The sequence below is a fragment of the Candidatus Methanomethylophilaceae archaeon genome, assembly GCA_017524805.1.
Lineage (GTDB): Archaea > Thermoplasmatota > Thermoplasmata > Methanomassiliicoccales > Methanomethylophilaceae > Methanoprimaticola.
The window spans coordinates 40951-65969 of sequence record JAFXUX010000037.1 but is presented as its reverse complement, the minus strand read 5'-3'; the positions used below and the strand labels follow the sequence as shown (position 1 = coordinate 65969).

At 55.9% G+C, this 25019-nt stretch carries 16 protein-coding genes and 1 tRNA gene; 13 read left to right on the top strand and 4 right to left on the bottom strand.

Translation table 11 applies throughout. The features are described from left to right. Positions 1–245, bottom strand: a 245-nt coding sequence (locus tag IKP20_07865) for a hypothetical protein (protein ID MBR4504867.1), incomplete at its 3' end; no start/stop codon positions are given. 45 nt (positions 246–290) lie between these two features. Between IKP20_07865 and IKP20_07860 the strand changes: the two genes are divergently transcribed. From IKP20_07860 to IKP20_07825, 8 genes are all read left to right on the top strand, one after another. Beyond that, positions 291–947, top strand: coding sequence for an MBL fold metallo-hydrolase (locus tag IKP20_07860; protein ID MBR4504866.1), 657 nt, complete (start codon positions 291–293; stop codon positions 945–947). Continuing rightward, complete coding sequence (locus IKP20_07855) at positions 934–1572, top strand: threonylcarbamoyl-AMP synthase (protein MBR4504865.1); 639 nt, start codon at positions 934–936, stop codon at positions 1570–1572. The genes IKP20_07860 and IKP20_07855 overlap by 14 nt, the downstream gene beginning before the upstream one ends. Then, positions 1566–2456: a type II methionyl aminopeptidase gene (map, locus tag IKP20_07850; GenBank protein MBR4504864.1), complete on the top strand. Its 891-nt coding sequence runs from the start codon at positions 1566–1568 to the stop codon at positions 2454–2456. Before IKP20_07855 ends, map begins: the two co-directional genes overlap by 7 nt. Before the next feature lie 34 nt (positions 2457–2490). Further along, positions 2491–2575 (top strand) — tRNA-Leu (locus IKP20_07845). A 167-nt stretch (positions 2576–2742) separates the two neighbouring features. Then, on the top strand, positions 2743–3219 hold the full coding sequence (locus IKP20_07840; GenBank protein ID MBR4504863.1) for a 30S ribosomal protein S13: 477 nt from the start codon (positions 2743–2745) through the stop codon (positions 3217–3219). A gap of 10 nt (positions 3220–3229) precedes the next feature. Then, a complete protein-coding gene (locus tag IKP20_07835; GenBank protein ID MBR4504862.1) occupies positions 3230–3877 on the top strand; it encodes a 30S ribosomal protein S4 in 648 nt (215 codons plus the stop codon). Beyond that, positions 3877–4263, top strand: coding sequence for a 30S ribosomal protein S11 (locus tag IKP20_07830; protein ID MBR4504861.1), 387 nt, complete (start codon positions 3877–3879; stop codon positions 4261–4263). Before IKP20_07835 ends, IKP20_07830 begins: the two co-directional genes overlap by 1 nt. Before the next feature lie 12 nt (positions 4264–4275). Next, positions 4276–5226 carry a DNA-directed RNA polymerase subunit D gene (locus IKP20_07825; protein ID MBR4504860.1) on the top strand — a complete coding sequence of 317 codons (951 nt, stop codon included), beginning with the start codon at positions 4276–4278 and terminating at the stop codon, positions 5224–5226. Positions 5227–5374: 148 nt separating this feature from the next. Here the strand turns inward: IKP20_07825 and IKP20_07820 are convergent, their stop codons facing one another. From IKP20_07820 to IKP20_07810, 3 genes are read right to left on the bottom strand one after another with little or no spacing between them, the layout of a single operon-like run. After that, on the bottom strand, positions 5375–9130 hold the full coding sequence (locus tag IKP20_07820) for a DNA polymerase II large subunit (protein ID MBR4504859.1): 3756 nt from the start codon (positions 9128–9130) through the stop codon (positions 5375–5377). A gap of 1 nt (position 9131) precedes the next feature. Next, positions 9132–10124, bottom strand: coding sequence for a 50S ribosome-binding GTPase (locus IKP20_07815; GenBank protein ID MBR4504858.1), 993 nt, complete (start codon positions 10122–10124; stop codon positions 9132–9134). Positions 10125–10164: 40 nt separating this feature from the next. Beyond that, a complete protein-coding gene (locus IKP20_07810) occupies positions 10165–14124 on the bottom strand; it encodes a lamin tail domain-containing protein (protein ID MBR4504857.1) in 3960 nt (1319 codons plus the stop codon). Positions 14125–14291: 167 nt separating this feature from the next. On the opposite strand from IKP20_07810, the gene IKP20_07805 reads away from it, so the two are divergent. The 5 genes from IKP20_07805 (at position 14292) to IKP20_07785 (ending at position 24999) form a co-directional block, all read left to right on the top strand. After that, entirely contained in the window at positions 14292–15914 is a 1623-nt protein-coding gene (locus tag IKP20_07805) for a radical SAM protein (protein ID MBR4504856.1), read from the top strand. A gap of 4 nt (positions 15915–15918) precedes the next feature. Beyond that, positions 15919–16083 (top strand): 4Fe-4S binding protein, encoded by a 165-nt coding sequence (locus tag IKP20_07800; protein MBR4504855.1) that lies wholly within the window; start codon positions 15919–15921, stop codon positions 16081–16083. Between the two features lie 4 nt (positions 16084–16087). Further along, positions 16088–17281, top strand: a complete 1194-nt coding sequence (locus IKP20_07795) for an NAD(P)/FAD-dependent oxidoreductase (GenBank protein MBR4504854.1) — start codon at positions 16088–16090, stop codon at positions 17279–17281. Positions 17282–17444: 163 nt separating this feature from the next. Further along, entirely contained in the window at positions 17445–19553 is a 2109-nt protein-coding gene (locus tag IKP20_07790) for an Ig domain-containing protein (protein MBR4504853.1), read from the top strand. Positions 19554–20007: 454 nt separating this feature from the next. Then, positions 20008–24999 carry an Ig-like domain-containing protein gene (locus IKP20_07785; protein ID MBR4504852.1) on the top strand — a complete coding sequence of 1664 codons (4992 nt, stop codon included), beginning with the start codon at positions 20008–20010 and terminating at the stop codon, positions 24997–24999. Positions 25000–25019 lie beyond the last annotated feature (20 nt).

The window sequence follows — 25019 nt, the reverse complement described above, 5'->3', positions numbered from 1 at the left end:
GATGACGGGTCCGATAGAAGCCGGATGTAAGCATCGAGGTCCGCCGAGATGTTCAGTCCGGGCTCACTAACGTCCCAAGCGCCGCTGGGGTGTGGTCTAGCCGTCAATCGGGTTTCGTATGTCGCACTCATCCTCAGTTTCTTATTTTCATAATTTCGATGATTCTCATCCATCATCAATGGTGTTTTTGTATGCTTCAATGTCGATTTTGTGCATACTAGGCTATTTGGCAGATACGTTCCCATGCGTCTCGGAGAATCTGTTTTATAGTATCATCAAATCGTCATTTCATGGCAATCCTGAGTATCGGCGCTATGGATTACGGCGATTCCAACATCTATCTCGTGAAGGGTGACATCAACATCCTGATCGACACAGGTCTTGGTCGCAATCCTGGTGCGCTGATATCTCGCGTGAGATCTGCTCTCGGCGGATCGGATCTTGACATGATCGTTCTCACTCACTGCCATATAGACCACATCGGCGGTTTGAGATGCCTTTTGGACGAATTCGGTTGCAAAGCTTACGCATATGGGGAGGACGCAGGCCATATCAGAGATGGAAATCCCGTCTACGTCCTCAGCGGCATGTTCTCGGCCGATTATCAGGGGATTCCCGTTGAAGACCTTGAAGACGGCCAGATCATCGACGCGGGCGCCCATAAGCTGGAGGTAATCAGAACTCCTGGCCATACAGCCGGTTCGATCTGCCTATACGATCATGCCACCAAATCCTTGATTTCTGGCGATACGCTGTTCGTGGGAGGCTATGGGCGCACGGACTTTGTCGGCGGATCGCTGCCCAAACTCGTTGATTCACTCAGATCTCTGGCGAGGTTTGACTTCATTAGCCTTTATCCGGGCCATGGCGGGATATGTTCGGATAGGGGGAACGCCTGTTTGATAGAGGTATTGGAAGGACTAGGTGTTTGTGTTGAAGATTATTAAGTGCGATCTTACCAACGGTTTCGGCGCAAAGTGCGAGGAAGCGGTCCTTGCCGCGGCCGAAGATATAGCTGCTGGCAGGCTGATTGTTTACCCCACCGAGACCGTATACGGCATCGGGGCGGACATCTACAACGAATCGGCCATCAAAAACCTGTATGTGGCCAAGAACAGGCCCTTCGACATGGCGCTCTCTGTCGCGGTATCCGACAAGGCCATGCTTGAGCGCGTCGCCGTCCTGAACGAGAACGCCGACAAATTGATCAAGGCGTTCTTGCCCGGGCCGCTGACCATCATAATCAAGAAGCAGTATGATGTCCCGGACATCGTCACCTCTTCCTCTCAGAAGGTTGGGATACGCATTCCCGACAACAGGTTCGCCCTTGAGCTCATAAGGCGTACCGGCCCGATCGTGGCCACATCGGCCAATCTGCATTCCCACCCTGACGCAATCGACATCGATTCTGCCGTGGCCGACCTCGGCACTTCCATAGACACTTACATCGACGCCGGGAAGTGCGATCTCGGGAAGCCTTCCACCATCGTCTGGCTCGAGGGCAAGGAAGTCGAGATCGTCCGCCAGGGCGCCATTCCCGTCAACAAAATCATGGAGGTCCTCCAATGCTGAATGAAGATCAGCTGGCTAAGCTTCGCACTGCAGGCAGAGTCGCCGGCGCCGCCAGGGAACTCGGGCTGTCGATGGTGAAAGAGGGCGTCAAGCTGTACGATGTGGCTCAGGAAGTCGAAGGATACATCCGCGAGCATGGCTGCGGCCTGGCTTTCCCCTGCAACATCAGCATAAACGAGATTGCCGCGCATTACACGCCCAGCTGCACAGACCGCAAAGTCTTCGAGCTGGGGGACGTAGTCAAAGTCGATTGCGGAGCGGAATTGGACGGGTACGTCGGAGATACCGCCGGGACAGTCGAAGTCGGCACCAATGCGTACAGAGATCTCGTCGAAATCTCCAAGACTGCCAGGAACACCGTGGCGGAGTTCATCGGCGACGGAATTCCGATCTCGGAGATCGGCAGGACCGTCGAGAGGACCATCAACTCCGCCGGGTATTCGCCCATCATCAACCTCTGCGGCCATCAGATCGAGCCGTACAATCTCCATGCGGGGCTCTCGGTGCCGAATTGCGACAACGGGGCCGAGGAGAGGATCAAGGCCGGCATGGTCGTGGCCATCGAGCCATTCGCCACCAACGGGGCGGGCGAGGTCAGGAACGGCAAGCCAGGCAACATCGTCCGCATCGCCAGGGAAAGGAAGATAGCAGACCCCAAAGCGGCCGAGTTTTTCGAGTACGTCAAAGGGGAGTTCAAGACGTTCCCCTTCTGCGCACGCAGCTGCGATTTCCCGGACGCTGAGAGGCATGTGAAAACGTTGGTGCGCCACGGCGTCCTATCCAGCTATGCCGAACTCATCGAAGTCAAGGGCGGCATCGTATCCCAGCACGAGTACACCTTTTACATCGACGGTAACCGCGGCGAAGTTACGACGCTCCCATAAACGTTAATTACCAAACCCTTTATCCCTGCTTGCCGCCGGAGTTGCCAAGCCTGGTCAAAGGCGATGGACTCAAGATCCATTCTCGTAGGAGTTCGCCGGTTCGAATCCGGCCTCCGGCACCTGATGCTTTCTGTGCGAATATATATTAATAATAAGGGCTTCCGCTCGAACCACGTAAACTCAGGATCCGTTTTTCCGAGGAAAAACAAAACTGAGAGCTCCTTCCGGCCAGGAACCGGAGCTTGGTTGCTTCCCTTTTGGGGGATCATTTACGGAGGACAACGCTATGGCAAAAGCAAAGAAAGACCAGAAGACGGAGGACGAGAACTTCAACTTCATCGTCCGTATCGTCAACTCCGATATCGACGGACAGAAAAGGACCGTCATCGGACTGCAGAGCATCAAAGGCGTAGGAAAAAGGGTCGCCCAGATCGTCGCCAAGAGAGCGAACGTCGACCCCGCCGCGAAGATCGGTTCCCTCTCCGACGAGAAAGTCAAGGAGATCGAGGATCTCGTCAAGTCCTACGTCGAGTACGCCCCCAACTGGGCTATCAACAGGCAGATGGACTACGAGTCCGGAGCCGATATGCACCTTTTCGGGAATGACCTCGACATCATCCAGAAAGATGACATCAACAGGATGAAGATGATCCGCTGCTACCGCGGAATCAGGCACGAAGGCCGCCACAAGGTCAGAGGACAGAGGACCCGCTCCAACGGCAGGCACGGACTTACCATGGGAGTCCAGAGGAAATCCAATTGAGGCGATTTGAATGGGAGACCCTAAATTTTCCAGGAAGACCTACGACACTCCCTCCCACCCTTGGCAGGGAGAGAGGATCAAAGCCGAAGTCGAAGTCGTACGCGCGTTCGGGCTGAAGAACAAGACCGAGGTCTGGAAGGCCGAGACCGTCCTCAGGAACCTGAGGAAGCAGTCCAGGGACCTTCAGGCCCGTCTCAGGCTCGGAGACAAGCAGGCCCAGATCGAAGCCGATGCGCTTCTCGCCAAATGCGGGCGCCTCGGATATCTGGCCGTCGGATCCAACCTGAACGACATCCTCACCCTGAAAGACGAGGACGTTCTGTCCCGCCGCCTTCAGACCATCGTGTTCGAGAAGGGATTCGCCAGCACCATAAAGCAGGCCAGGCAGATGATCACCCACGGACACATCTTCATGAACGGCCACAAGGTCACCGTTCCCGGCTACATCGTGTCCAGATACGAGGAGTCCACCATCGAATACAACCCCGCATCTCCCTTCACCGACGAGATGCACCCGATGAGGATCTCTTCCGAGCAGGCGGCGGCCAACGCAGCCATAAAGGCCAGGGCCGAAGCCGAGAGGGCCGCAGCCGATGCCGCGGCAGCAAGGGCAGACGCCGCCGAGGCGGGAATCACGGCAGAGGACGGTGAGAACTGATGACAGCAAAGTGGGGAATAGCCAACATTTACGCCAGCTACAACAACGTCATGATCACCCTGACCGACATCACCGGAGCTGAGACCATCACCAAAGCCACCGGCGGAATGGTCGTCAAGCAGGCCAAGGACGAGTCTTCGCCTTACGCGGCGCAGAAAGCGGCTGAGAAAGTCGCCGAGGCCGCCAAGGAGAAGGAATTCGTGGGAATCCACGTCAGAGTCCGCGCTCCCGGAGGAAACAGATCCGCTTCCCCCGGACCTGGAGCCCAGGCCGCCATCCGTGCCCTCACCAGAGCCGGCCTCAAGATCGGCCGCATCGAGGATGTCACACCCATACCGCACGACGGTACCAAGAAGAAGGGCGGGCGCAGAGGACGCAGGGTCTGAGGAGGATCCCTCATGGACATAGAGATTCTCGAAATGGCTGAGAGGAAGGCCAGGTTCATCCTCAGGAATTCCTCGCCGGCCATGGCAAACGCTCTCAGGAGGACGCTTCTGTCCGATCTGCCCAAGATGGCGATCCACAAGGTGGAGTTCCATCTGGGGCCCCTTACCGACGGGACCGGCAAGGAGTACGAGAGCAACACGCCCCTGTTCGACGAGATCATAGCCCACAGGCTGGGAATGGTCCCTGTGCCCACAGACCTGAGCCTTTTCGTGCCGCAGGAGGAATGCTCTTGCGGCGGAGTAGGATGTCCCAACTGCACCATCGAGTACTTCCTGAACAAATCCGGGCCTTGCACCGTGCTGTCGGGAGATCTCCTCCCCATGGCGGCCCCTGAGCACAGGGAGGCGTTCAAGGTCAAGGACGAGTTCATACCGATCGTCGAGCTTGCCAACGAGCAGGGGATCAATGTCATCGCCACCGCGGTGATGGGCACCGCCAGGAAGCATGTCAAATGGCAGGTCTGCAACGGAGTCGGGTACAAGTATCTCCCCCGCGTGGAGGTGGACCCCGCTTCGGCAGGCAAGGAAGACGTGCTCGAGTGCGCCAAGATATGCCCCAAGAACGTTTTCTCCGTCTACGAGAATCCGGACGGGTCCGAGATCCTGAAGGCTGAGCGCCCGTACGACTGCAGCCTCTGCAAAGCGTGCGTCGACAGCATCAGGAACAAGAATGCCATCACGGTAGAAGGGGATGACACGTGCTTCATCTTCAAATACGAGACCGACGGCTCATACACCGCCCAGGCGGCTCTGGACGAAGCCCTCAAGATACTCAGGGATGAGGCCCGCGAATTCGCGGACATGATCGAGAACATCGGTCCCGAATCCTCCCTCTACCCTGCGCCAGTCGAGGAAGCCCCCGAGGAAGACTATTCCGAAGAGGCTCAGAACGGCTCTGAGTGAAACCATTTGATGCCGTCCGGCCCAGGCGCTGGGCGGCCATCTTTTCCGTCGCCATCGTCGAACCGTATCCGCTATTGGATTGGTTATATGTTATCAAATCAACATTAATTCGATGATTGATTTGTTATAATTCGTCCAGATTTTATTATTATAACACATACTTTATATGGTCAACTATCAATCGTCCAGCATGAATCCCAACGGCGTTTTCTATAGGACAGGAAACATCGCCCGCAGGGTCGTCATCCCCTACAACGATATGGAAGTCTTGGAAAAGAAGCACGCGCTGAAGGTGCTGCTGGTGCTCCGCGAAAGGCAGACGCTCAATAAGACCGAGCTCTTGGAAGCGATCGCATCCGGGGCGGGGTCGGTCCAAACCCGCATAGACGATCTGGAATCGGCGGAACTCGTCAGAGTCGAAGAGGAGACGGTCCGCCCGTTCAGGAAGATGGTGTCGCTCACCGAAAAGGGGAAGGATATCGCCGATCTGGTGGCGAATATCCGCGATCGGATGAATTCCCGATCGGAAGAAATCTGAGAGCTTGCATTTCTTGACTTTGTCGTTGTTGAAGACGGAGTCCATGCTCATCTCGAGTATGTCGATCCTTTCGCGGGTATAGGTGTCCAAACCGTATTTCTCGCCGATGGCCTTCGAAACTTCCAGATATTTCTTGACGCTGGCCTCGTGGACGGTCAGGGTCAGGTCGTTCCCGCAGGCGACGCACTTCCCTTTGAGAGGGATTCTGCGGTATTTCTCCCCGCATTTCGTGCATCTGACGGTCTGGGTGGAGAACGATCTGAGGTTCCCTATCATGTCCGGCAGGAAGTGCTTGTTCAGGACCCTTCTGGCCACGTCTATCTCGTCCACTGCGCGGATCTTCTTCCCGAGGGAGAGCTGCGCGTCCATCTTGTCCATCATCGTTTCCAGCGTGGTGTAAGCCGAGTATTTGGGGCCGTACGATATGTCGTGGGTGTCGTGGGTGAACCCGATATGCTCGTACTGGTCGGGAGTTCCGATCCTGCCTCCGACGAGGTCCATGATCTTCTCGATCTCCTTCGGGTCCTTCATCTCCATTGCCGCGCGGTACAGTTCCAGGGGGTATTCCCTGAGGCAGTCCACGTTGTGGGCTTCCTTGTCGATTTCGTTCGGATCGAGCTTGGTGGTCAGGACCAGAGGCGCATCCATGAGGCCTCCGCGCCTGTCCGGGAGGAAAGTCCTGGAGAAGTTCAGGAGGCCGTCCATCGCAAGTATGATGCAGTCCTCGTCGCCGTCGCAGTTCCTTCTTTTGGATGCGTGGAAGAACGGGTGGCCATAGCATCCGCGGACCTCGGCATACCCTATGATGCGGCACAGGATGCATCCTGAGGTGTGCGGAGCCAGCCCGAACGCTATCTGGCCTATCAGATCCTCTTTGGATTCGACGTTGTAGAAACGGTCCAGATGATAGAATTCCTCGAGCTCATCGTCGACGTATTTTGCCACCTTGACCATGTAAGCTCCGCAGTCGGAGGACGGTATGATGTCCTGGGCTTTGAGCTCGCAAATCTGCTCGGGATCCTCCAGAGGGTCGCCGTTCCAGTCGTGGGTGTAGCCCATCTCATGCGCTTTCTCTATGCTGAGGCCGATCTCCCTGGGCCTGAAATGGGTGATCGGGATGTCGGTCATGTCGAAGCGTATGGTCCCGTCTTTGAACGTGGAGACGTTGTTTTTGCGCCTGAGTATCCCTTTCTCTATGGCCTCGGTGGTCTTTGTCCTGGAGATGAGGGCGTCCAGAGCTTTGAGCTCCACAGGCGGCCTCTCGCCGAGCGATTCGCATGCGGCTTTGAACTCCTCCTCCAGATCAATCTTCATCGGGGCCGGCCCTTCCGATCCGAATGAATTCTTCTTCGGCACGTACACGGTGTGCGAGCCGCACTCCCTGCACCAGTTGCGGAACGTGGCGGCCTTGCACGTGGGGCAGACCCTGTTGGCCACGTCGGTCTCGATCTCCGCCTTACCCAGAGGGGGTATGGCTTTCGCAGCGGCTATGGCCGATTGGAATTCCTTGTTGGCATCCGGGTCCTTTCCGACCGGGAAGAGAGAGAAGACTTTGGGGGTCATGTCCCTCTCCTTGGCTTTCTCCGGGCGGGCCATGCGGGTGCCTATGCGGGTCATAGCTCTGGCGCGGACTTCGTATCCGGCGGCTTTGCTTATGGCTTCCAAGACCGTCTCGCCATCGAGTTCGGCCCTTGGAGAGAGCTTTCCGCCGTCATGCGCGATGCCCAGGCAGTCAAGGATGGGCTCGGAGTATTTCTTATCGATATGGATGATGCCCGAACGGAGCGTGTGGAGGGCGCACAGGTCTTCGAGCATGCGCTTGGCCGCCGGGTCATTGGGCATAGACAGGATGCCATTATCAAAGGAGCCGTTAGCCAGGACGTATTCCCGGAGGGCTTTGATCCTTTCCAACGGCCAGTCCGACCAGAAAAGGTTGAATTTCGGGTGCATCGGGACGCCCAGCTTGGCGCTCATCTCTTTCGCCCTTTCGTAGCTTGGGTCTTCCCAATCTTCAGGAAGCTCTCCTTTCCCTCTGAGCTCCAGCTTGTGCCATTCTATCGGGTAGCCGCAAGGCACCAATGCGTGGTTGTTCTCGCAGAATTCCCCGAACGGCACGAGGATCTCCCCGTTGTCGACGATCTCCGAGATCATGTTTTTGATTTCCAAAACGTCCTCTTTGGTGTGGCAGTAGACCAGGTCCCCGTTCTTCAGCAGGATGGTCGGGCCTTCCAGCATGTCGCAAGGGGTTACGACGCAGGCTTTCCCCGGCCTTTCGATTTTGATCTGGGTTCCGAGGGCCATGAACTCGTCCATGGCATACATGCTTCCGGTGTTGTAAGCCAGGGAGGCGAGGCCGGATGTCCTTGCCCTGCCGTATCTCAGCCTGAACCCGCCCACGCGGCAGGGATGGCCGAATATGGGGCGCCCGGCAACGATGTCTTTCAGATATTTCTCCTGCGGCTGGACCGTTTTAGGGGCGTCATCCGCCTTTTTGTCCACGGTCTTGTGGGCATCCAGGAATTTCCCTATGAATTCCCATCCTTTAAGGCCCAGCTTGTCCACGTGCTTCTTCAGTTTCGCTGCCTTCTGGCACATGCCTTCGGCGATGACCAGGCACGCTCCGCCTCTGACGCGGTTGGTGTCTATGCGGGGGAGGTCCCTGAATCCGGATATCTCCACCTGCTCGGTGCCCTCTCCGTCGACGCAGACCGGGCAGTTCCTGACGATAAGGTCTATCTCCTCGCTGGTCGGCGTGTATTGGAGGTGCTGGTTCTGCTTGTAGAGAGGTATCTCCTCGTCGAACCTGCCTATCTCCTGTTCGGTTGGGATGTATCTCCCGATCCCGAGCTCGGTTCTTACCACGTCCGCAATCAGGACGCTCATGGCCTGCCCGGTACCTCCTGCCGCGCGGATGGGGCCGGCGAATACCAGGTCCACATAGTTGGTGCCGTCGCTGTTGCTGCGGAGCCTCGTGGATGCTATTCCTTCCAATGGAGCGACGAGAATCCCTTCGGTGAGCACCGCAAGGCCCACTCTTGTGGCGGTATCCAAGGCGGTCTCCAGATTTCTGCCCTGGTCCAAGAGTTTCTTCGCCATCTTTTTGGCCACCATCAGGGCGACCAGCTCGCGGTTCCCGTATTCTGCGGTGAGCTCTCTGATCTCTTCCGCTACTCCTTCGACGTGGTATTCGTCCAGAAGCTTCTCCACGCGGGAGGCCAGGTCTGATGCCTGGGGGATTTCCACATGGGTCTCGGGGTCGAATCCCATGGAGCGGGCTTTCTCCGCTATCGAATAGCATTCGTCCTTCATCGACATCAGGAGGCTGAAGTAGGCCTCCATCTCTGGGCTGGCGGCGGGGCCTGGCATGTCAGTCTTCTTCCTCGGCTTCTGCCGCTTTCCTGCGGAATGCCGCTCTCAGCTCTTTGAGCACGATGTCCGTGAGCTCTTCCATCCCGTCTCCGGATTGGGCGGAGAACGAGATGCGGTCGTTTTCCCTCTTCATGATGTCGGATTTGCTTTCCGCCACTATGATCGGGACCCCAGAGAAGTTATCTTCTATGTTTCTCAGGAGCTTCTCCTGGACATCGAGGCCGTATCCGCAGGTCTCGGAGGGATCGATGACGAACAGCATGACGTCGGTCAGGTATCTCAGGGCCAGAACCGCCTGCTTCTCAATGGCGTTCCTTTCGTCGAACGTCCTGTCCAGGAGCCCGGGCGTGTCTATGATCTGGTATTTCCTCCAGTCGTCCTGCCTGTGGCCCACGATTATCCCTTTCGTCGTGAAAGGATAGGGCGCGATCTGGGGCGCCGCGGACGAGAGGACGGTGACCAGATTGCTTTTCCCCACGTTGGGGAAACCGGCGACCACCAGGGAGGGGATCTTCGGGTCCACCGACGGGATCCTCTTGAGCTTCTCCCTGGCGTCCTGGAGGAATTCCAGATCGTCGGAAATGCGTTTGACGTACGAATTGAGCCTTCCATAGAAGCCCCTGCGTTGTGCCTCGATTATTTCGGGGTCTTTGGTCTTCCTTATGTTGTAGAGGCTTTCGTTCTTCAGTTTCTCGACCCTGACGGCGCACCAATTGGCGGCTCCCAAGGCCTTCTTGTATCTGTCGACCCCTATGACAACGTCCATCAGCTGGGGGAAGAAATCGTCTTCCTTGTCCACTCTGGGGAACCTGTCCACGTAGGACGACAGCGCCGTGACTATGATGTCTCCGGCGGCTGTGACCTTCGCGAGGGCCGTCTTTTTGCGCGAGTCCAATGGGTTTGTGCCGTTCTTGGTGATTTTGGATGCCCTGTGGAATGCCTTCTCCATGAGCTCATCAGCCGACAGCACAGTGGGTACCTTGTAATCCATCCCGGCCATGCAATCTCCATTTTTTCTCATGGATAAATGCTTATTGGGCGGATGCCTCGCTGTCCGTTCGCCATTTTATCGACACTTTCACCAGCCAGAGGTCTCTGTCCATGTTTTTGTCGGCTTTCACTCCGTCCGGTATGCAGGCCAGCGGGCAGCCTGTTATCCTCAGCCCGCAGACCAGCTCCGGCTTCCCAGCGTCTGTTCCTATCAGCTTCGAAATCGCGGACAGATTCGTCCTGAACACGGCTTCGACGTCGGCTTCGGGATCTTCCGATCCAGCGTACAGGATTTGGGGTATCCCGACGCCGGCGCGGATGTCGATCTCGAGGTCCACGTCTTCCATGAAAGCCTCTCCGATATCGATGGAATACGGGTTGTCCATGCCCAGGATCATCGATTCCAGTTTCCCGGCGACGTATTTCAGGCAATCCTCCGCGAGCTGGGAATCGGTCCTGAGAGCTATAGTGAACCCGCATTCGGCCATCGAAGCCAGGTCTGTGATGTCCGCCTTAACATACACCGACGCCTCGACTATGCATCCCGTGACCTTCTCTATGGTGCCGTCGACAGTATGCTTCACGAGGCTTTTCATGAAAGTTGCCAAAGATTCCGAGTCGGTTATGTATCCGACCTCGTCGAATGCCTTCTGCACCGATTCCCAGGCGATGTCCTTCAGGTCGCCGGCGGATATCGCGGCTTGGAGCATGCTTCCGTTGCTCGTCCCTTCCGTCCCTTCCCCGAACACCCATTCTGTTCCGCCGTCGAATTCCCTGTGCCAGGTCCTGGAGTCGTCTTTGTCGTCCTTCAAGGTCGGCGTCTTGTCGATTACTGCGCCGTCCGGGTCCTTGAGCGTCAGAGCCTCCCCGGTTTTCGTCCTTTTTCCGGACGAATTCACCATGGTGAAGGTAGGATCCAGCTCCAGGATCTCTCCCGGGCCGATGCTTCCGGAAAGAGGCATTATCTTGGTCTTCCAATCCGAGGATGCTGTCAGGGTGTATCCGTCGAGCTCTATGGTGGAGTCGGTGTTGTTCAGCAGCTCCACCCACTCCCCAGTCTTGTCGTCGCCGGATGGGTTGGATTCGAACTCGTTGATCAGGAGCCCGAACTTCACCGGTGCGCTGTATTTCAGGCTGAATCCGGCGTCCAGCTCCGCTTTGAGGCCGACCAGCGGAATGGGGATGCTTGACAGGATCTCTCCCAACCCGGGAACATCGGAGAGTTTCATCCCGAGCTCATGGTACTGGACTATCTCGGGGATGGCCAGAGATACGCTGACTTTACCGGCGCGGCCGTCCGCCGTGATGAGGTGCTTGCTGCTCTTCATGAACGGGTCGACTTTTATCTTGACCTTCCAGGGCTCCCTGCCGGTTTCCTTGTCGCCCGGGTCGGTTATGCTTCCGAATCCGGTTATGCGGATGTCGTCGCCGTTGATCTTTCCGGTCGTCTTCAGAGTAACTCCGGCGGTGATCCTGCGGTCTCCTTCCTGGGTGCCGATCTCGAACGTGAAAAGGGTCTTCGTCTTCCCGGCCAGAGAGGCCGCGTCCGTCGTTATCTTCAGATTGTACCCCATGACTGTCATCTCTATCGACTGGTCTTTGAGGCATATCTTCACGCCTACGCTGTCCCAGAGCTCCGTGATGAAGGGCTCCAGGTAGGCCGCCGCCCATTCCTTTATTGTTTCGAGGCATTCCATCAGCTCCCCGTTCAGCTTCTCCACGTATTCCTGGACGTATCTCGCCGCTTCCGCGACATCCTCACCGATCGCCGCCATGATTTTCTCAACGATCTTCAGGGTTTCCAGGAGCGGCTCAAGTATGGGCTCTATCAGAGGCATCGCGGCTTCCCATGCGTCGTCCAGGAAGCTGCAGCTCGGTCTGTAATTGACGCCGGAAAGCGCCCAGCAGCTCGCCGCGGCCACCTCGAATGAGATGTCCACGGGGAATTCCCCGGAGATCAGGCAGGATTCCGAGCCGGGCGCCGAGGACATCGCCCCCGCTTCTTTTATCGAATATCTCACCGTATCTTGCAGGGACACCTCGAAAACCGTGGAATACGCGGCCACGGCGCTTTCCCTGAAGCCTACGGTGTGGGTGCATTTCTTCTCGCTGATCTTCGGGTCTGCGGTCTTGGGGGAGGTTGTTATGGAAGCTTCCAGCCTCTCTTTGGATATCCCTCCACCTTCTCTGACGACGTCGAAAGTGCCGATCCCGGCGAGTTCGATCTCCCCTCCCATGGCGTTGGCGTCGCACAGGTCGCACATCTCCTCGCACATGGCCGCCATCTTCTCTCTGACCCCTTGGGTTATCCCGGATGCGTCGAGCCCGAAGGCGCAGATCTCAGACATCGCCCACCCCAAGAATCCAGATTTTCCCTGAGGCATCCTTTCCGGATCCTCGAAAACCTCCAGGTCGTCCAGAACGGCGGAGCGATAGAGGGACAGGGCTTTCTCGTATCCTTCACCGGACATGAATTCCTCTACGGCCGTTTCGGGGAGGCTCTTGGAGAGTGCCGCGCGAACCCTGCCGGCGAATTCCCCTTCCAAGACGTAGGATCCGCTTCTTCTGACGATTTCGTCGCAAACCGCTCCGTAAAGCGGATCCGAGAATTCCGCGGACTTCAGGGAGGATGAGATGGACCGCTGGAAATCGCTCCCGCAGCCGTCCAGCATCGGGCCTATGCTCTCAGCTATGGTATCCGCCAGCCTGATTCCGTCGTAAGGGTCGGCCATGACCCTGTACGCTCCCAGCCCGGACCCTTCCGCGACTTCCATCGCCGCCGATACCAGAATCGATCTGATGTATTCCTTGAGCCAGTTGTCGGAGCTCATCCCTTTTTTGGCGAACTTCTTGAGCCATGCCGATTCGTAGACGTCCGCCGCGGGGTTCTCGATCTCAAACGTAATGCCGCCGACGGTTATGCTGGTGGTCCCCGATCCCGGGAATCTGTAGTCGCTCTCATCGAACCCGTTGACCTCCATCACCGCCCTCAGATATGGGCCGGCATCGAACGGGTCCCTCCCGGAGACGAACGAATCCAGGAGCATCCCGGCGTTCCTGTATATGCTGAGTTTGGCCTGGAGGACGGGTATGGCTCCGTCCCCGCAGAAGTATTCGCGCCATTTGAGGGCCATGTCGTCCACCATGCCCATCAAAGCCTGGGCGTAGGCGGCCTGCAGGTCGACGGTGACGCATCCCCCTTCGGAAAGGAGGATTTCGGCGGGGTCTGCGGATGTTTCCGAGGCCATCGGCCCGCCGCCGTCGCGGAAGCATGCCAGGGACAGGAGGTCTACGCAAACGGCGTAGGCGTCCAGGACGTCACGCTTCGTGAGGATCCCGTCCGTCCCGTATAAGCCATAGGCGGATGTGGAACCATAACCGTTCATAATGCGTATCTGAGCCAGATTCGACAGCTGGTATCTCATCATCTGCTCCAAGGTCACGGAGCCTTCGGCGGCCATGCTCTCGAACAGGGAGCCTTGCTCCGCCGCCAATGGGAGGGCACAGCTGCCGTCGGTGGATATCTGCAGGGTCGAATCCGCCGATCCGGTCCCGGTGGATATTTTCACGTCCACTGTTCCGGTCGCTTTCAGGTACGCCGGAAGGTATCCTCCGTCCGGGATGCCCGTTGACGCCACGCTGAGCGCCTGCGTGGACAGCTTTATGTCGCTTCCCCTCAGCTCCGCGCGGACTCCGTTATCGACCATCGGGAACTGGTAATCGAGCCATTCCTCCGCTTTCCTCCCGAATTCGGCCTCTCTGTCTTCTACGGTTCCCCCGGAGCCTACGGAGACGCTCCATATGATCTCCGCCAGGCCCCTGTCGACGAATGCTGTCATGCTGTCCAGCGCCGCATCCACCGCGGCAGCGTCTTTCTCTCCGTTGCGGGTCTCTTCCGAAGCCCTTTCGTATCCAGCCGCCATCGCGCCGCAAGCAACCGATATCGTCAGTATCAGCACCGCTATCACGGCGAATGGCATAGCGCCTTTCCTATCGTTCATGGGAGGCCTTTTGGCGTGCGGGACTTATAACGAAGGCCTGTGCGCGCACGCAAACTCTGGACACAATGCATCGGAAGGCTGTCGTCCCATGCCGTTTTATATGCGTTTTTCAGGAATACTTATAACCTTATTTTTATAGAATCAGTACAATCGGACTTCAAGGTACCATGACAACAACTTCAAGGGATTACTCTAGCGCGACTGGTCTCCCAAAGAAAACCAAGTCGCTCTGCCCGGAATGCGGCAAGGTTCTGGACGCAGAGCTATTCGCCAAAGACGGGAAAGTCTACATGGCGAAGGAATGTCCCGAGCACGGGAAGTTCAGCGACGTATATTGGTCGGATGCCGATTATTATCTAAAAGCTGAGAAGTTCGCCCACGATGGGATAGGCCTCCGCAACCCTTGCGACAAAACCCTCAAAGAGGGCGATGACAACGCCGTTCACATAGTCATCGACGGCAACAGAATCGATATGCTCTCCGCTACGGCCCTCGCGAACATCGATCTCACCAACAGATGCAACATGAACTGCCCCATCTGCTTCGCGAACGCGAATCAGCAGGGGTATGTCTATGAGCCTTCTTTCGAGCAGGTCCATGACATGCTGGTCACTCTGAGGTCCGAGGAGCCCATCAAATGCACTGCGGTTCAGTTCGCCGGAGGGGAGCCCACGGTCTACGACAGGTTCGTCGACGTTCTCGCGGACGCAAAATCCCTGAATTTCGCTCAGATCCAGGTCGCCACCAACGGAATAAAGTTCGCCCAGGACTACGAATTCCTGAAGGCATGCAAGCTGGCCGGGCTGAACACCATCTATCTGCAGTTCGACACCCTCAGGGACGAGACTTACATGCGTTCCAGGGGCAGGAAGATGCTCGACGTGAAGATGAAGGTCCTCGAGAACTGCAGGAAGCTAAACGAAGAGGGCCTGCACAGCCCATCGATAGTTCTCGTTCCGGTCATTGTCACCGGGATGAACGACGACGAGGTCGGAGACATCATAAAATTCGCGTTTGACAACGCTGACATCATCAGAGGCGTCAACTTCCAGCCCGTCGCGTTCACCGGGCGCGTCACCCAGGAGGAGGTCTCCACCGGAAGGTTCACTCTCACCGACCTCATCAGGTGCGTGGACGAGCAGACCGGATACGCCACCAAGGACGACTGGTACCCCGTCCCAGTGGTCGCGCCGATATCCAAATTCGCTTCCGCATTCCTCGGAGAGAACAAAGTCACCTTCACGACCCACCCCCACTGCGGTATCGCGACCTACATTTTCCAGGACGAAAAAGGGAATGCCGTGCCCTTCCCCAGGTTCGTCGACATAGAGAGGTTCTCCAGCGAGCTCGACAAAATCGCGGACAAGGTCGATCAGGCCAAGTTCAAGAAGCTCTACGCGATCAAGCTGATCAAGCTGCTGAACTCCTGCGTGGACGAGAGCAAGATGCCCGAAGGCCTGACCAAGAAGAAATTCGTCGAGATGATCTCCTCCGTCATGGGCCACAAGTCCAAGGAGGCCCTCGCTTCCTTCTCGTGGAAAATGATGCTCATCGCAGGTATGCACTTCCAGGACAGCTACAATTACGATATCGAAAGGGTCAGGCGCTGCTGCATCCACTACGTCACGCCCGATTGCCGCGTAATTCCTTTCTGCGCCTACAACAGCGGGCCGGAATTCCGCAGGGCGGTGGAGGACCAGTTCTCCGTTCCCTTGGAAGAGTGGAAGAAGAGCCACCAGAAACAGGCCAAGGAGCTCGAGGAAGCCCTTATTGTGCCCAAAGATCAGTGATACCATGAAAGTAGACGAGAACAAATGCCTCCATTGCGGAGGATGCGTGGGCTCCTGCCCCAAGAACGCCATATTCCTGAACGATTTCGTCCTCGAATTCAACGACGACTGCATCGGCTGCGGCATTTGCGTCAGGCTCTGCCCGGTGGCCGCGCTCTCTAAAGGGTGATCCGATGAAGACATACCAGTGCGATATCGTCGTCGTGGGCGCCGGCCCCGGCGGAAGCATGGCGGCCAAATTCTGCGCCCAGGGCGGCCTGGACACCATTCTGATAGAGAAGAAAGCCGAGATCGGAGCCCCTCTCAGATGCGCCGAGGGCGTGTCCAAGAAATGGCTCGCCGAGGTCGGAATCGAGCCGGACCCCGTCTGGATCCGCGGCGACATGAAAGGCGCGATCATCAAGTCCGCTCAGGGCACCGAATTCCGTCTGGACGAGTCCAAAGCCGGGTCCGAGGTGGGATACGTCCTGGAAAGGCATCTCTTCGACAAGGCCCTCGCCAGGGATGCGGCCGAAGCCGGAGCTAAGATTATGCTGCGCACATCCGCCACCGGAGTGCTCCGCGGCCCCGATGGGAAGGTATGCGGCATAAAAGGGAAGTCCATGGGCGAGGAGATCGAGATCCGCGCCAAGGCCGTGGTCGCCGCCGACGGTTATGAGAGCCAGGTCGGCAGGTGGGCAGGCATCGACACCACCCTCAAGCTCAGCGACATCGACTCGTGCATCCAGTACAGGATGTGCAACATAGACGTGGAGCCTGATTTCTGCGAGTTCATCATCGGTTCCGTGGCCCCCGGAGGGTATGTATGGATTTTCCCCAAGGGCAACGGGGTTGCGAACGTCGGAATCGGCGTAATGGGCTCCAAATGCACCAAAGGCGCCGATGCCAAGTACTATCTGGACAAGTTCATCGCGGAGGATCCCAGGTTCTCCAAAGGCCAATGCCTGGAGATCATGGGCGGATTCGTCTCGACCTGTCCCGGGCTCGACTGCGCCGTCGAAGACAATGTAATCCTCGTAGGAGACGCCGCCAGGGTCATCGACCCCATCACCGGCGGAGGCATCTGCCACGCCTGCAGGACCGGAATGTATGCGGGCAAGGTCCTCACGGAATGCGCCAAGAAGAACGATTTCTCCAAAGAGGCTCTCATGCCCTACGAGAAGATGTGGCGCGACAGGATGGAGGACAAGCTCTTCAGGAACTGGATGGCCAAGGAGAAGCTGGCGACCCTGGATGACGAGGTCATAGACAACGTCATCAAGATGATCAGCAGCTCGGATATCTCCGAGGTCAACGTTTACAATCTCCTCAAAGTCATCAAACAGAAGTATCCTCAGGTCGTAGAAGGCTTCGAGGACCTCATCTGAAACCTTTCCGCGGGGGTCTTCCCCGCGCCTTTATTTCCGCCCTTTCTTTAGGTTGTCGCGATTCCAATCGTCGATAATATATTCTGTGAACCTTTACCCGCCATCAGTAACCGAAAGGTTCCCAAATCCGATGCGCAAAAACGCATTGCGGAGAATGATTCAAATGAACAGATACGGAATAATGGCTCTCGCAGTAGCCGCGATCGCCGCTTTCGCTTTCATCGCCGTCCCTGCTTCCGAATCGGACGCAGAAGGAAATGTAAGCATAAGCGTCGAGACGGTCCAGTCTGAACCGGGAGCTAAGAACGTCGAAGTCGACATAACCATAGATCCCAACGGCGGATTCTTCGGGTCGGATTTCGAAATTAATTATGGCCAGGGCCTCACGCTTAAGGAGCTCAAATCCGGCACCCTAATGGCTATCACGCCCAATGAAGACTACACTATCAACCCGTATTTCTTCTACGCTGAGAGTTCAGCCGTTAGTGATGTGACTTCGACCGGTGTCCTGGCGACCTTGGTGTTCGATGTTGCGGGAGATGCTTCCGGGAGTCTCTTAGTTGAAATCGTCCGCACCGAGATGTTCAATGTTGCTGGTGAGTTAATTTCGCCCAACCTCATGGAGGGCGCTGTGGTCATAGGGTCTTCTGAGATCAAAGTCACCGGCGTGGACGTCAAGCCCGATACGCTTTCGCTTGAGGTCGGCAAGACCGCGAATCTCACCGCGAACGTCTCGCCTGATGATGCAACCAACAAGAATGTGAGCTGGAGATCCAGCGACGCAAGCGTCGCAACCGTAAGTTCCACCGGAGTGGTCACAGCGATCAAGGAAGGCAAAGCCAACATATTCGCGACCACCGTCGACGGGAGTTTCTCGGATATATGCGTCGTCACTGTCAACGCCCAATCCATTCCAGTGACGGAAGTGACTCTAGACAAAACCAGCATCACAATTGATGTCGGTTCCACGGAAACTCTGACTGCCACCATCAAGCCCTCTGACGCAACCAACAAAGGCCTTGCTTGGTCCTCAAGCAAACCTTCAGTCGCAACCGTTGAAAACGGAGTTGTCACCGGCGTCTCCGCCGGTACCGCCACCGTAACCGTCACCACCGTCGACGGTGCCAAAACTGCGACCTGCACTGTTACTGTCCCAGAGAAGCAGGTTCCTGTTACCGGCATCTCTCTTAACAAGAGTTCTGGAAGCATTGCCGTAGGATCTTCTGATATCTTGACGGCCACAATAGCGCCTTCGAATGCCTCCAACAAGGGTGTATCATGGATTTCCGATAACTCCGCAGTTGCTACCGTCGCCAACGGAGTTGTCACCGGTGTCTCCGCCGGTACTGCCAAGATCACTGCGACTTCCGCGGACGGAGGATATACTGCGAGCTGCGAATACACCGTCACCGCTCCTGTTCCGGTTACCGGGGTAACTCTCAACAAGACAAGCGCCAATATCGCTATCGGTTCAACCGAGACTCTTGTCGCTACCGTGGCGCCCGCAGACGCCTCCAACAAAGGTATTGCTTGGTCTTCCAGCAACACTGCAGTCGCAACTGTAGCCAACGGAGTTGTCACCGGAGTATCTGTCGGTACCGCCAAGATTACTGTTACAACCGCAGATGGCAACAAGACTGCGACCTGCGATGTCACTGTCGAGGCTATAGCTGTCACCGGAGTGACCCTCAACAAGACGACAGCCAAGATTACAATCGGTTCAACCGAGACTCTTGTCGCTACCGTGGCGCCCGCAGACGCTACCAACAAGAATGTTTCATGGTCTTCCAGCAACTCTTCGGTTGCAACTGTAGCCAACGGAGTTGTCACCGGTGTCTCCGCCGGTACCGCCACCATCACTGTCACCACTGCAGACGGTAATAAGACTGCGACCTGCAATGTCACAGTCGAGGCTATAGCCGTAACCGAAGTCAAGCTTAGTCTTCACGAGCTGACAATTGAGAAGGGCAAGACACAGAAGCTGACCGTTGATGTGATTCCCTCCAATGCGACCAACAAGGATGTTACATGGTCTTCCAGCGATACTTCCGTTGCCACTGTGTCGAACGGAACCGTTACAGGAGTTACCGTCGGTATCTCCACGATAACCGTTACCAGCGCCGATGGATCCCACACCGATACCTGCAAAGTGACCGTGAAAGAGTCTTCGTCCTCCAGCGACAACACCATGCTTTACATCGGAATTGCGATCGTCATCATCGTGATCCTTCTTGCTGTTCTCGCTTGGATGAGGCACTCCAAGAAGTTCTGAAACTTTTGAGGGGAATTGCCCCCTCTTTTTTTAGCCAGCGTTCCGTAAAAATCATTGGTATCGTACACATCTGTCATGATGTATGATTTACCAAGAATCTGTAGCATGATAGAAAGTTAAATCATATTACAGGCATTGCCCCCTAGGTTACAAAATGGCATGCGAAACGAAATCGGCCATTTACGGCTTCATCGCCGTGTTGGCAATAACACTGTTTTCTGCGGCTCTCATCGGCTTCGAGTCAGAAGCTGATGCGGAGGAAAATCCGCAGTTGATAATAATAATCGATACCGTTTATGCTACGAGTGGGGACAGTTCCATCGAAGTCCCCATAATTATCGAAGATAACAGCGGATTCTTCGGCGGAGAATTCCAGATTGGATACGATTCTAATCTTACTCTCACAGGAATAAGTGCCGGGGTAATGCCGCTCACTCCGAATGATAATTACAGCATGAATCCGTACCCTTTCTACCTTGAGAACTCGTCTATCGACGATATAGATCAGAAGGGTTTGCTGGTTACATTGTATTTCGATGCGCCTAGCGGCAAATCGGGGGAATTCCCGATAATACTTGATTTTTCGGAAGTTTTCAATGTTGCTGGCAAGGATGTGGAAGTCATCTGCGAGGACGGAGCGATAGTCACGTCTACCGTTCGTGTCCCTGTGACGGGAGTGAGTGTGATTCCCTCCACGGTTTCTATTAAGGCGAGCCAAACGGCCACCCTTACCGCATCTGTGTCCCCGTCTAATGCGACTAATAAAAATGTATCATGGAGATCTAGCAATCCAGATGTGGCTACTATTAGCAGCACTGGTGTCGTCACCGGCATGTCGTCTGGTACGGCATCAATATTTGTCACTACCCAGGATGGCAGTTTTTCCAGTGTTTGCCGCGTAACAGTGGATGCAGGGATCAAAGCCACCAGCATAACTCTTAACGCCGATTCTCTCAGCTTAGAAACCGGCGATACTTTCACTCTCAAAGCCACGGTTCTGCCTCAAAATACCACTGATAAGAGGGTGACATGGACTTCCAGTCAGGGCGACATCGTTTCTGTGGATTCCAACGGAAAGGTCACTGCCAAATCGGCAGGTTCCGCTTATATAATAGCAACCTCAGTTGGAGGAGACGTTATTCCGGCGATATGTCTTGTTGAGGTCAAAGAGAAAGTCGTCAGTGTCACAGGAGTGTCATTGGACAAAACCTCTCTCAGTCTCAAAGTCAAAGAAAAAACCAATCTCAACGCCGTTGTGAACCCTTCTAACGCGACAAACAAAAATTTGACTTGGAAATCAAGCAACACATCTGTTGCCACGGTGAGCGATGGGACTGTTACAGCCGTTTCCACCGGAACGGCAACGATAACTGTCACCACTTCAGATGGCGGTTATAAAGCAACCTGCAAGGTCATCGTAACGAGGAATGCCTCATCTAATTGCGTATCAATAAGCGTCGATGCGGTCCAGTCCGAGCCTGGAGCTAAGAATGTCGAAGTCAATATAACCGTAGACTCCAACGGGGGATTCTTCGGATCGGATTTCGAAATAGAATACGGCCAGGGCCTTACGCTCAAGGAGCTCAAATCCGGCACCCTGATGGCCATCACGCCCAACGAAGACTACACTATCAACCCGTATTTCTTCTATGCTGAGAACTCAGCCGTGAGCGACGTGACTTCGACCGGGGTTCTGGCGACTTTGGTGTTCGATGTCGTAGGAGATGCTTCCGGGAGCCTCCCAGTCAAGATCGTCCGCACCGAGATGTTCAATGTTGCTGGTGAGTTAATTTCGCCCAACCTCGTGGAGGGTGCAGTGGTTATTGGATCTTCTGATATTAGAGTCACAGGCGTGGATATCAAGCCCGACACGCTCTCGCTCGATGTCGGTAAGACCGCGAATCTGACTGTGAACATCTCGCCTTCCGACGCAACCAACAAGAATGTGAGCTGGAGGTCCAGTGATGCAGGCGTCGCAACCGTAAGTTCTACTGGAGTGGTCACAGCAATCAAGGAAGGCAAAGCCAACATATTTGTGACCACCGAAGACGGGAGTTTCTCGGACATTAGTTTGGTTACCGTAACTAACCCCAATGTTCCAGTTTCAGGCGTATCGCTTGATTCTGCCAGGCTCTCCCTTGAGACCGGAGAAAAACACACTCTTAAAGCCACCGTGTCACCATCCGATGCAACTGATAAGTCCGTGACCTGGAAATCCAGCAAGACTACTGTCGCCAAAGTATCCACGTCAGGAGTTGTCACAGCTGTTGCGCCCGGAACTGCGACAGTCACTGTCACAACAACCGACGGATCCAAGACCGCCACATGCGTCGTGACAGTGGTCGCTCCGATGGTCAACGTCACCGGTGTTTCGCTTGATTCCTCTAAGCTCTCTTTGGAGGCTGGAGAAAAGCACACTCTTACCGCTACCGTGTCGCCTTCCGATGCGACAGACAAATCGGTAACCTGGAAATCCAGCAAGACAGCCGTCGCCAAAGTGTCTTCGGCAGGCGTTGTCACCGCGGTCGCGCCCGGAACAGCAACGATTACAGTCACAACTAATGACGGATCCAAGACCGCCACATGCGTCGTGACAGTGGTCGCTCCGACGGTCAATGTCACCGGAGTGACTCTGAATGCTTCGTCCATATCGATCGAAAAAGGATCTACTGCGATTTTGACGGCCACTGTGTTGCCTTCCGATGCGACCGATAAGTCCGTTACATGGAAATCCAGCAAGACGGCTGTCGCCAAAGTATCCGCGTCAGGAGTCGTCACTGCGGTTGCGGTTGGGACTGCTACCATAACCGTCACCACCGTAGATGGCGCCAAGACCGCGACCTGCACGGTCAAAGTCGTGAAAGCCTCAGATATCACAGAGGGCGAAGTCTTCTCGTTCGACGGCATCGAATACACGGTCCTCCAGGACATGAAGTCTGTGTCCGTCACGGGATGTTCCTCGGACAAGACTGAAGTATCTTTGCCCGCATCTGTGACCTACAAAGGAAAGGCTCTCGCAGTCGAATCCATCGGCGAGAAGGCGTTCTTCGGAAGTCCCATCGTTTCCGTCAATACAGGAAGCGTTCCGACGATAGGGATGAAGGCCTTCGCCAGCTGCCCCTCGCTGTCCGATGTCACCATCGGCGCCAAGAGCATCATGGGCTACGCATTCTACGGAAGCATGGCCATCACGCACATCAAATTCTCCGATGCGCTCACCGATCTGGGGACCCAAGCCCTCGGATCCTTGAAGTTCCTCGATTTCAGCGGGAATGAGCTGAAGAAGAACGCCGCCAACCTCGCTGGAAAGGAGTTCACCGGTTCTGATTCCGTTTTGATGGCCGTCCCTGCAATCGGGGAGACGTTCTCCGTGGGAGGATTGAATTACACTGTGATCTCCGATGGCTCCGTCTCTCTGACCGGAAGCGAAGAGAAGATCACGGAACTCACCGTGCCTTCCGAGGTGTCAGTGGGACTCTACAAGTTCTCAGTGGATTCGATAGGCGAGAAGGCGTTCTTCGGAAGCTCTCTCGTTTCCGTCGACACCGGAAGCGTTCCGACCATAGGGATGAAGGCTTTCGCCAGCAGCCCCTCGCTGTCCGATGTCACCATCGGCGCCAAGAGCATCATGGGCTACGCATTCTACGGAAGCATGGCCATCACGCACATCAAATTCTCCGATGCGCTCACCGATCTGGGGACCCAAGCCCTCGGCTCTCTCAAATTCATGGTCGATGGCGCCGAAGTCAGGAAGACCGCCGGAAACCTCGCCGGCAAGGAATTCTACGTCATAGACGGAGTCCTCCAATGCGTCGACATCGCAGTCGGTGAGACATTCTATGTCGACGGCCTCAAGTACACGATCACCTCCGCGGTACCGTTGGAAGTTTCGCTGTCCGGATATCAGGGCAACCCAACCGTCGTCATAGCGCCCGATCACGTCGAGTACAAGGGCCTCGAATTCAAGGTCACGTACATCGCCGACAAGGCCTTCTATAAATGCAATTCAATCGTTTTCGCCGATATATCGGCGATTCCGGCCAGCGGCACCAGAGTGTTTGAGTACTGCTCCAGCCTCGTTTCCGCGGTCGTGGATATGGAGGTCCTCAGGGGCTACTACTTCCTGGATTGCCCATCGCTCAGATACGTCGACATCTCCGGGTCCAAGGAGATTAGAGCATATGCTTTCCACAACACCTCTGGGATTTATTCCATAACATTCTCCGATGAGCTGTCCAAAGTCTATTCCAATGCGTTCAATGCCGTGACGTTCTACGGGGCCGACGGCTCTGCTTTGAAGGTGACGGCCAGCGACCTCAAGGGGAAGACCTTCGTCGGAAGCGATTCCAAGCTCTATGAGCGCCTTTCCGTGGGTAGCTCCTTCGTGATGGACGGCATTCAGTATTCCATCGACAGCGAATCCAGCGTTACCATCACCGGGTATGAGGGAAGCATATCCAGCCTTATCGTCCCGGTCTGCGTGAGCTACGGCGGATCGGCTTACACCGTGGATTCCGTGTCTGCAAAGGCGTTCTATGGGTGCACCACCCTGGAATACGCCGATCTCGGTGCGGTCTCCATGATAGGCGATAGGGCCTTTGCGAACTGTACCAGTCTCGTTGGAGTGAAGGTCTCGGCACCATATCTCGGAACATATTGCTTCTTCGGATGCCCCCTCAAGAATCTGGACCTCACGTCCGTCGTGACGATCGATGCCAGCGCATTCAGCGAGTGCAGAGCGTTGGAATCGCTCGTATTCTCCGATTCGCTCGCATACGTCGGGAAGAACGCCTTCTTCAGGGCATTCTTCTACTCTACCGATGGCGCGGCCATCACCGAGGACGCCGCCGGGCTTGCAGGCAAGACCTTCATGGGAGCGGATTCCAAGCTCTACGAATGCCCCAAGGTCGGCGCCAAGATAACCGTCGACGGTCTGGTCTATTCCGTGACCTCCATCATGCCCAACGAGGTTTCCTTGGTGGGCTATGAAGGCAGCATATCCGCGATCTCCGTCCTAAGCGAGGTCAAGTACGGCTCGCTTTCATTCAAGGTGAGGGCCATCGCGGACCAGGCGTTCTACAAGTGCGAGACTTTGATCTACGCTTACCTCGGAGACGTCGAAACCGTTGGATTCAAGGCTTTCGCAGGATGCACCGGGCTCGTCTACGTGAACACATCGGCGAAGAGCATCGGAAGCTACGCGTTCTTCGGATGCACCAAGCTGTACGGCATGGATCTCTCTTCGGCCTTGACTATAGGGGCCAGCGCATTCAGCGGCGTGCCTCTGGCTTTCGCGACTTTCTCCTGGGACCTTTTCGACGTAGGCAAGAACGCGTTCTATGGTCTGACGTTCATGGATGGGGTGAGCAAACTCGACCCGACCGCCAGCAACCTCGCAGGGAAGTCTTTCGCCGGAGACGGGAAGGTTCTCAGCCGCGTGGCATAAACCCAAAAAATAAGGGGAGA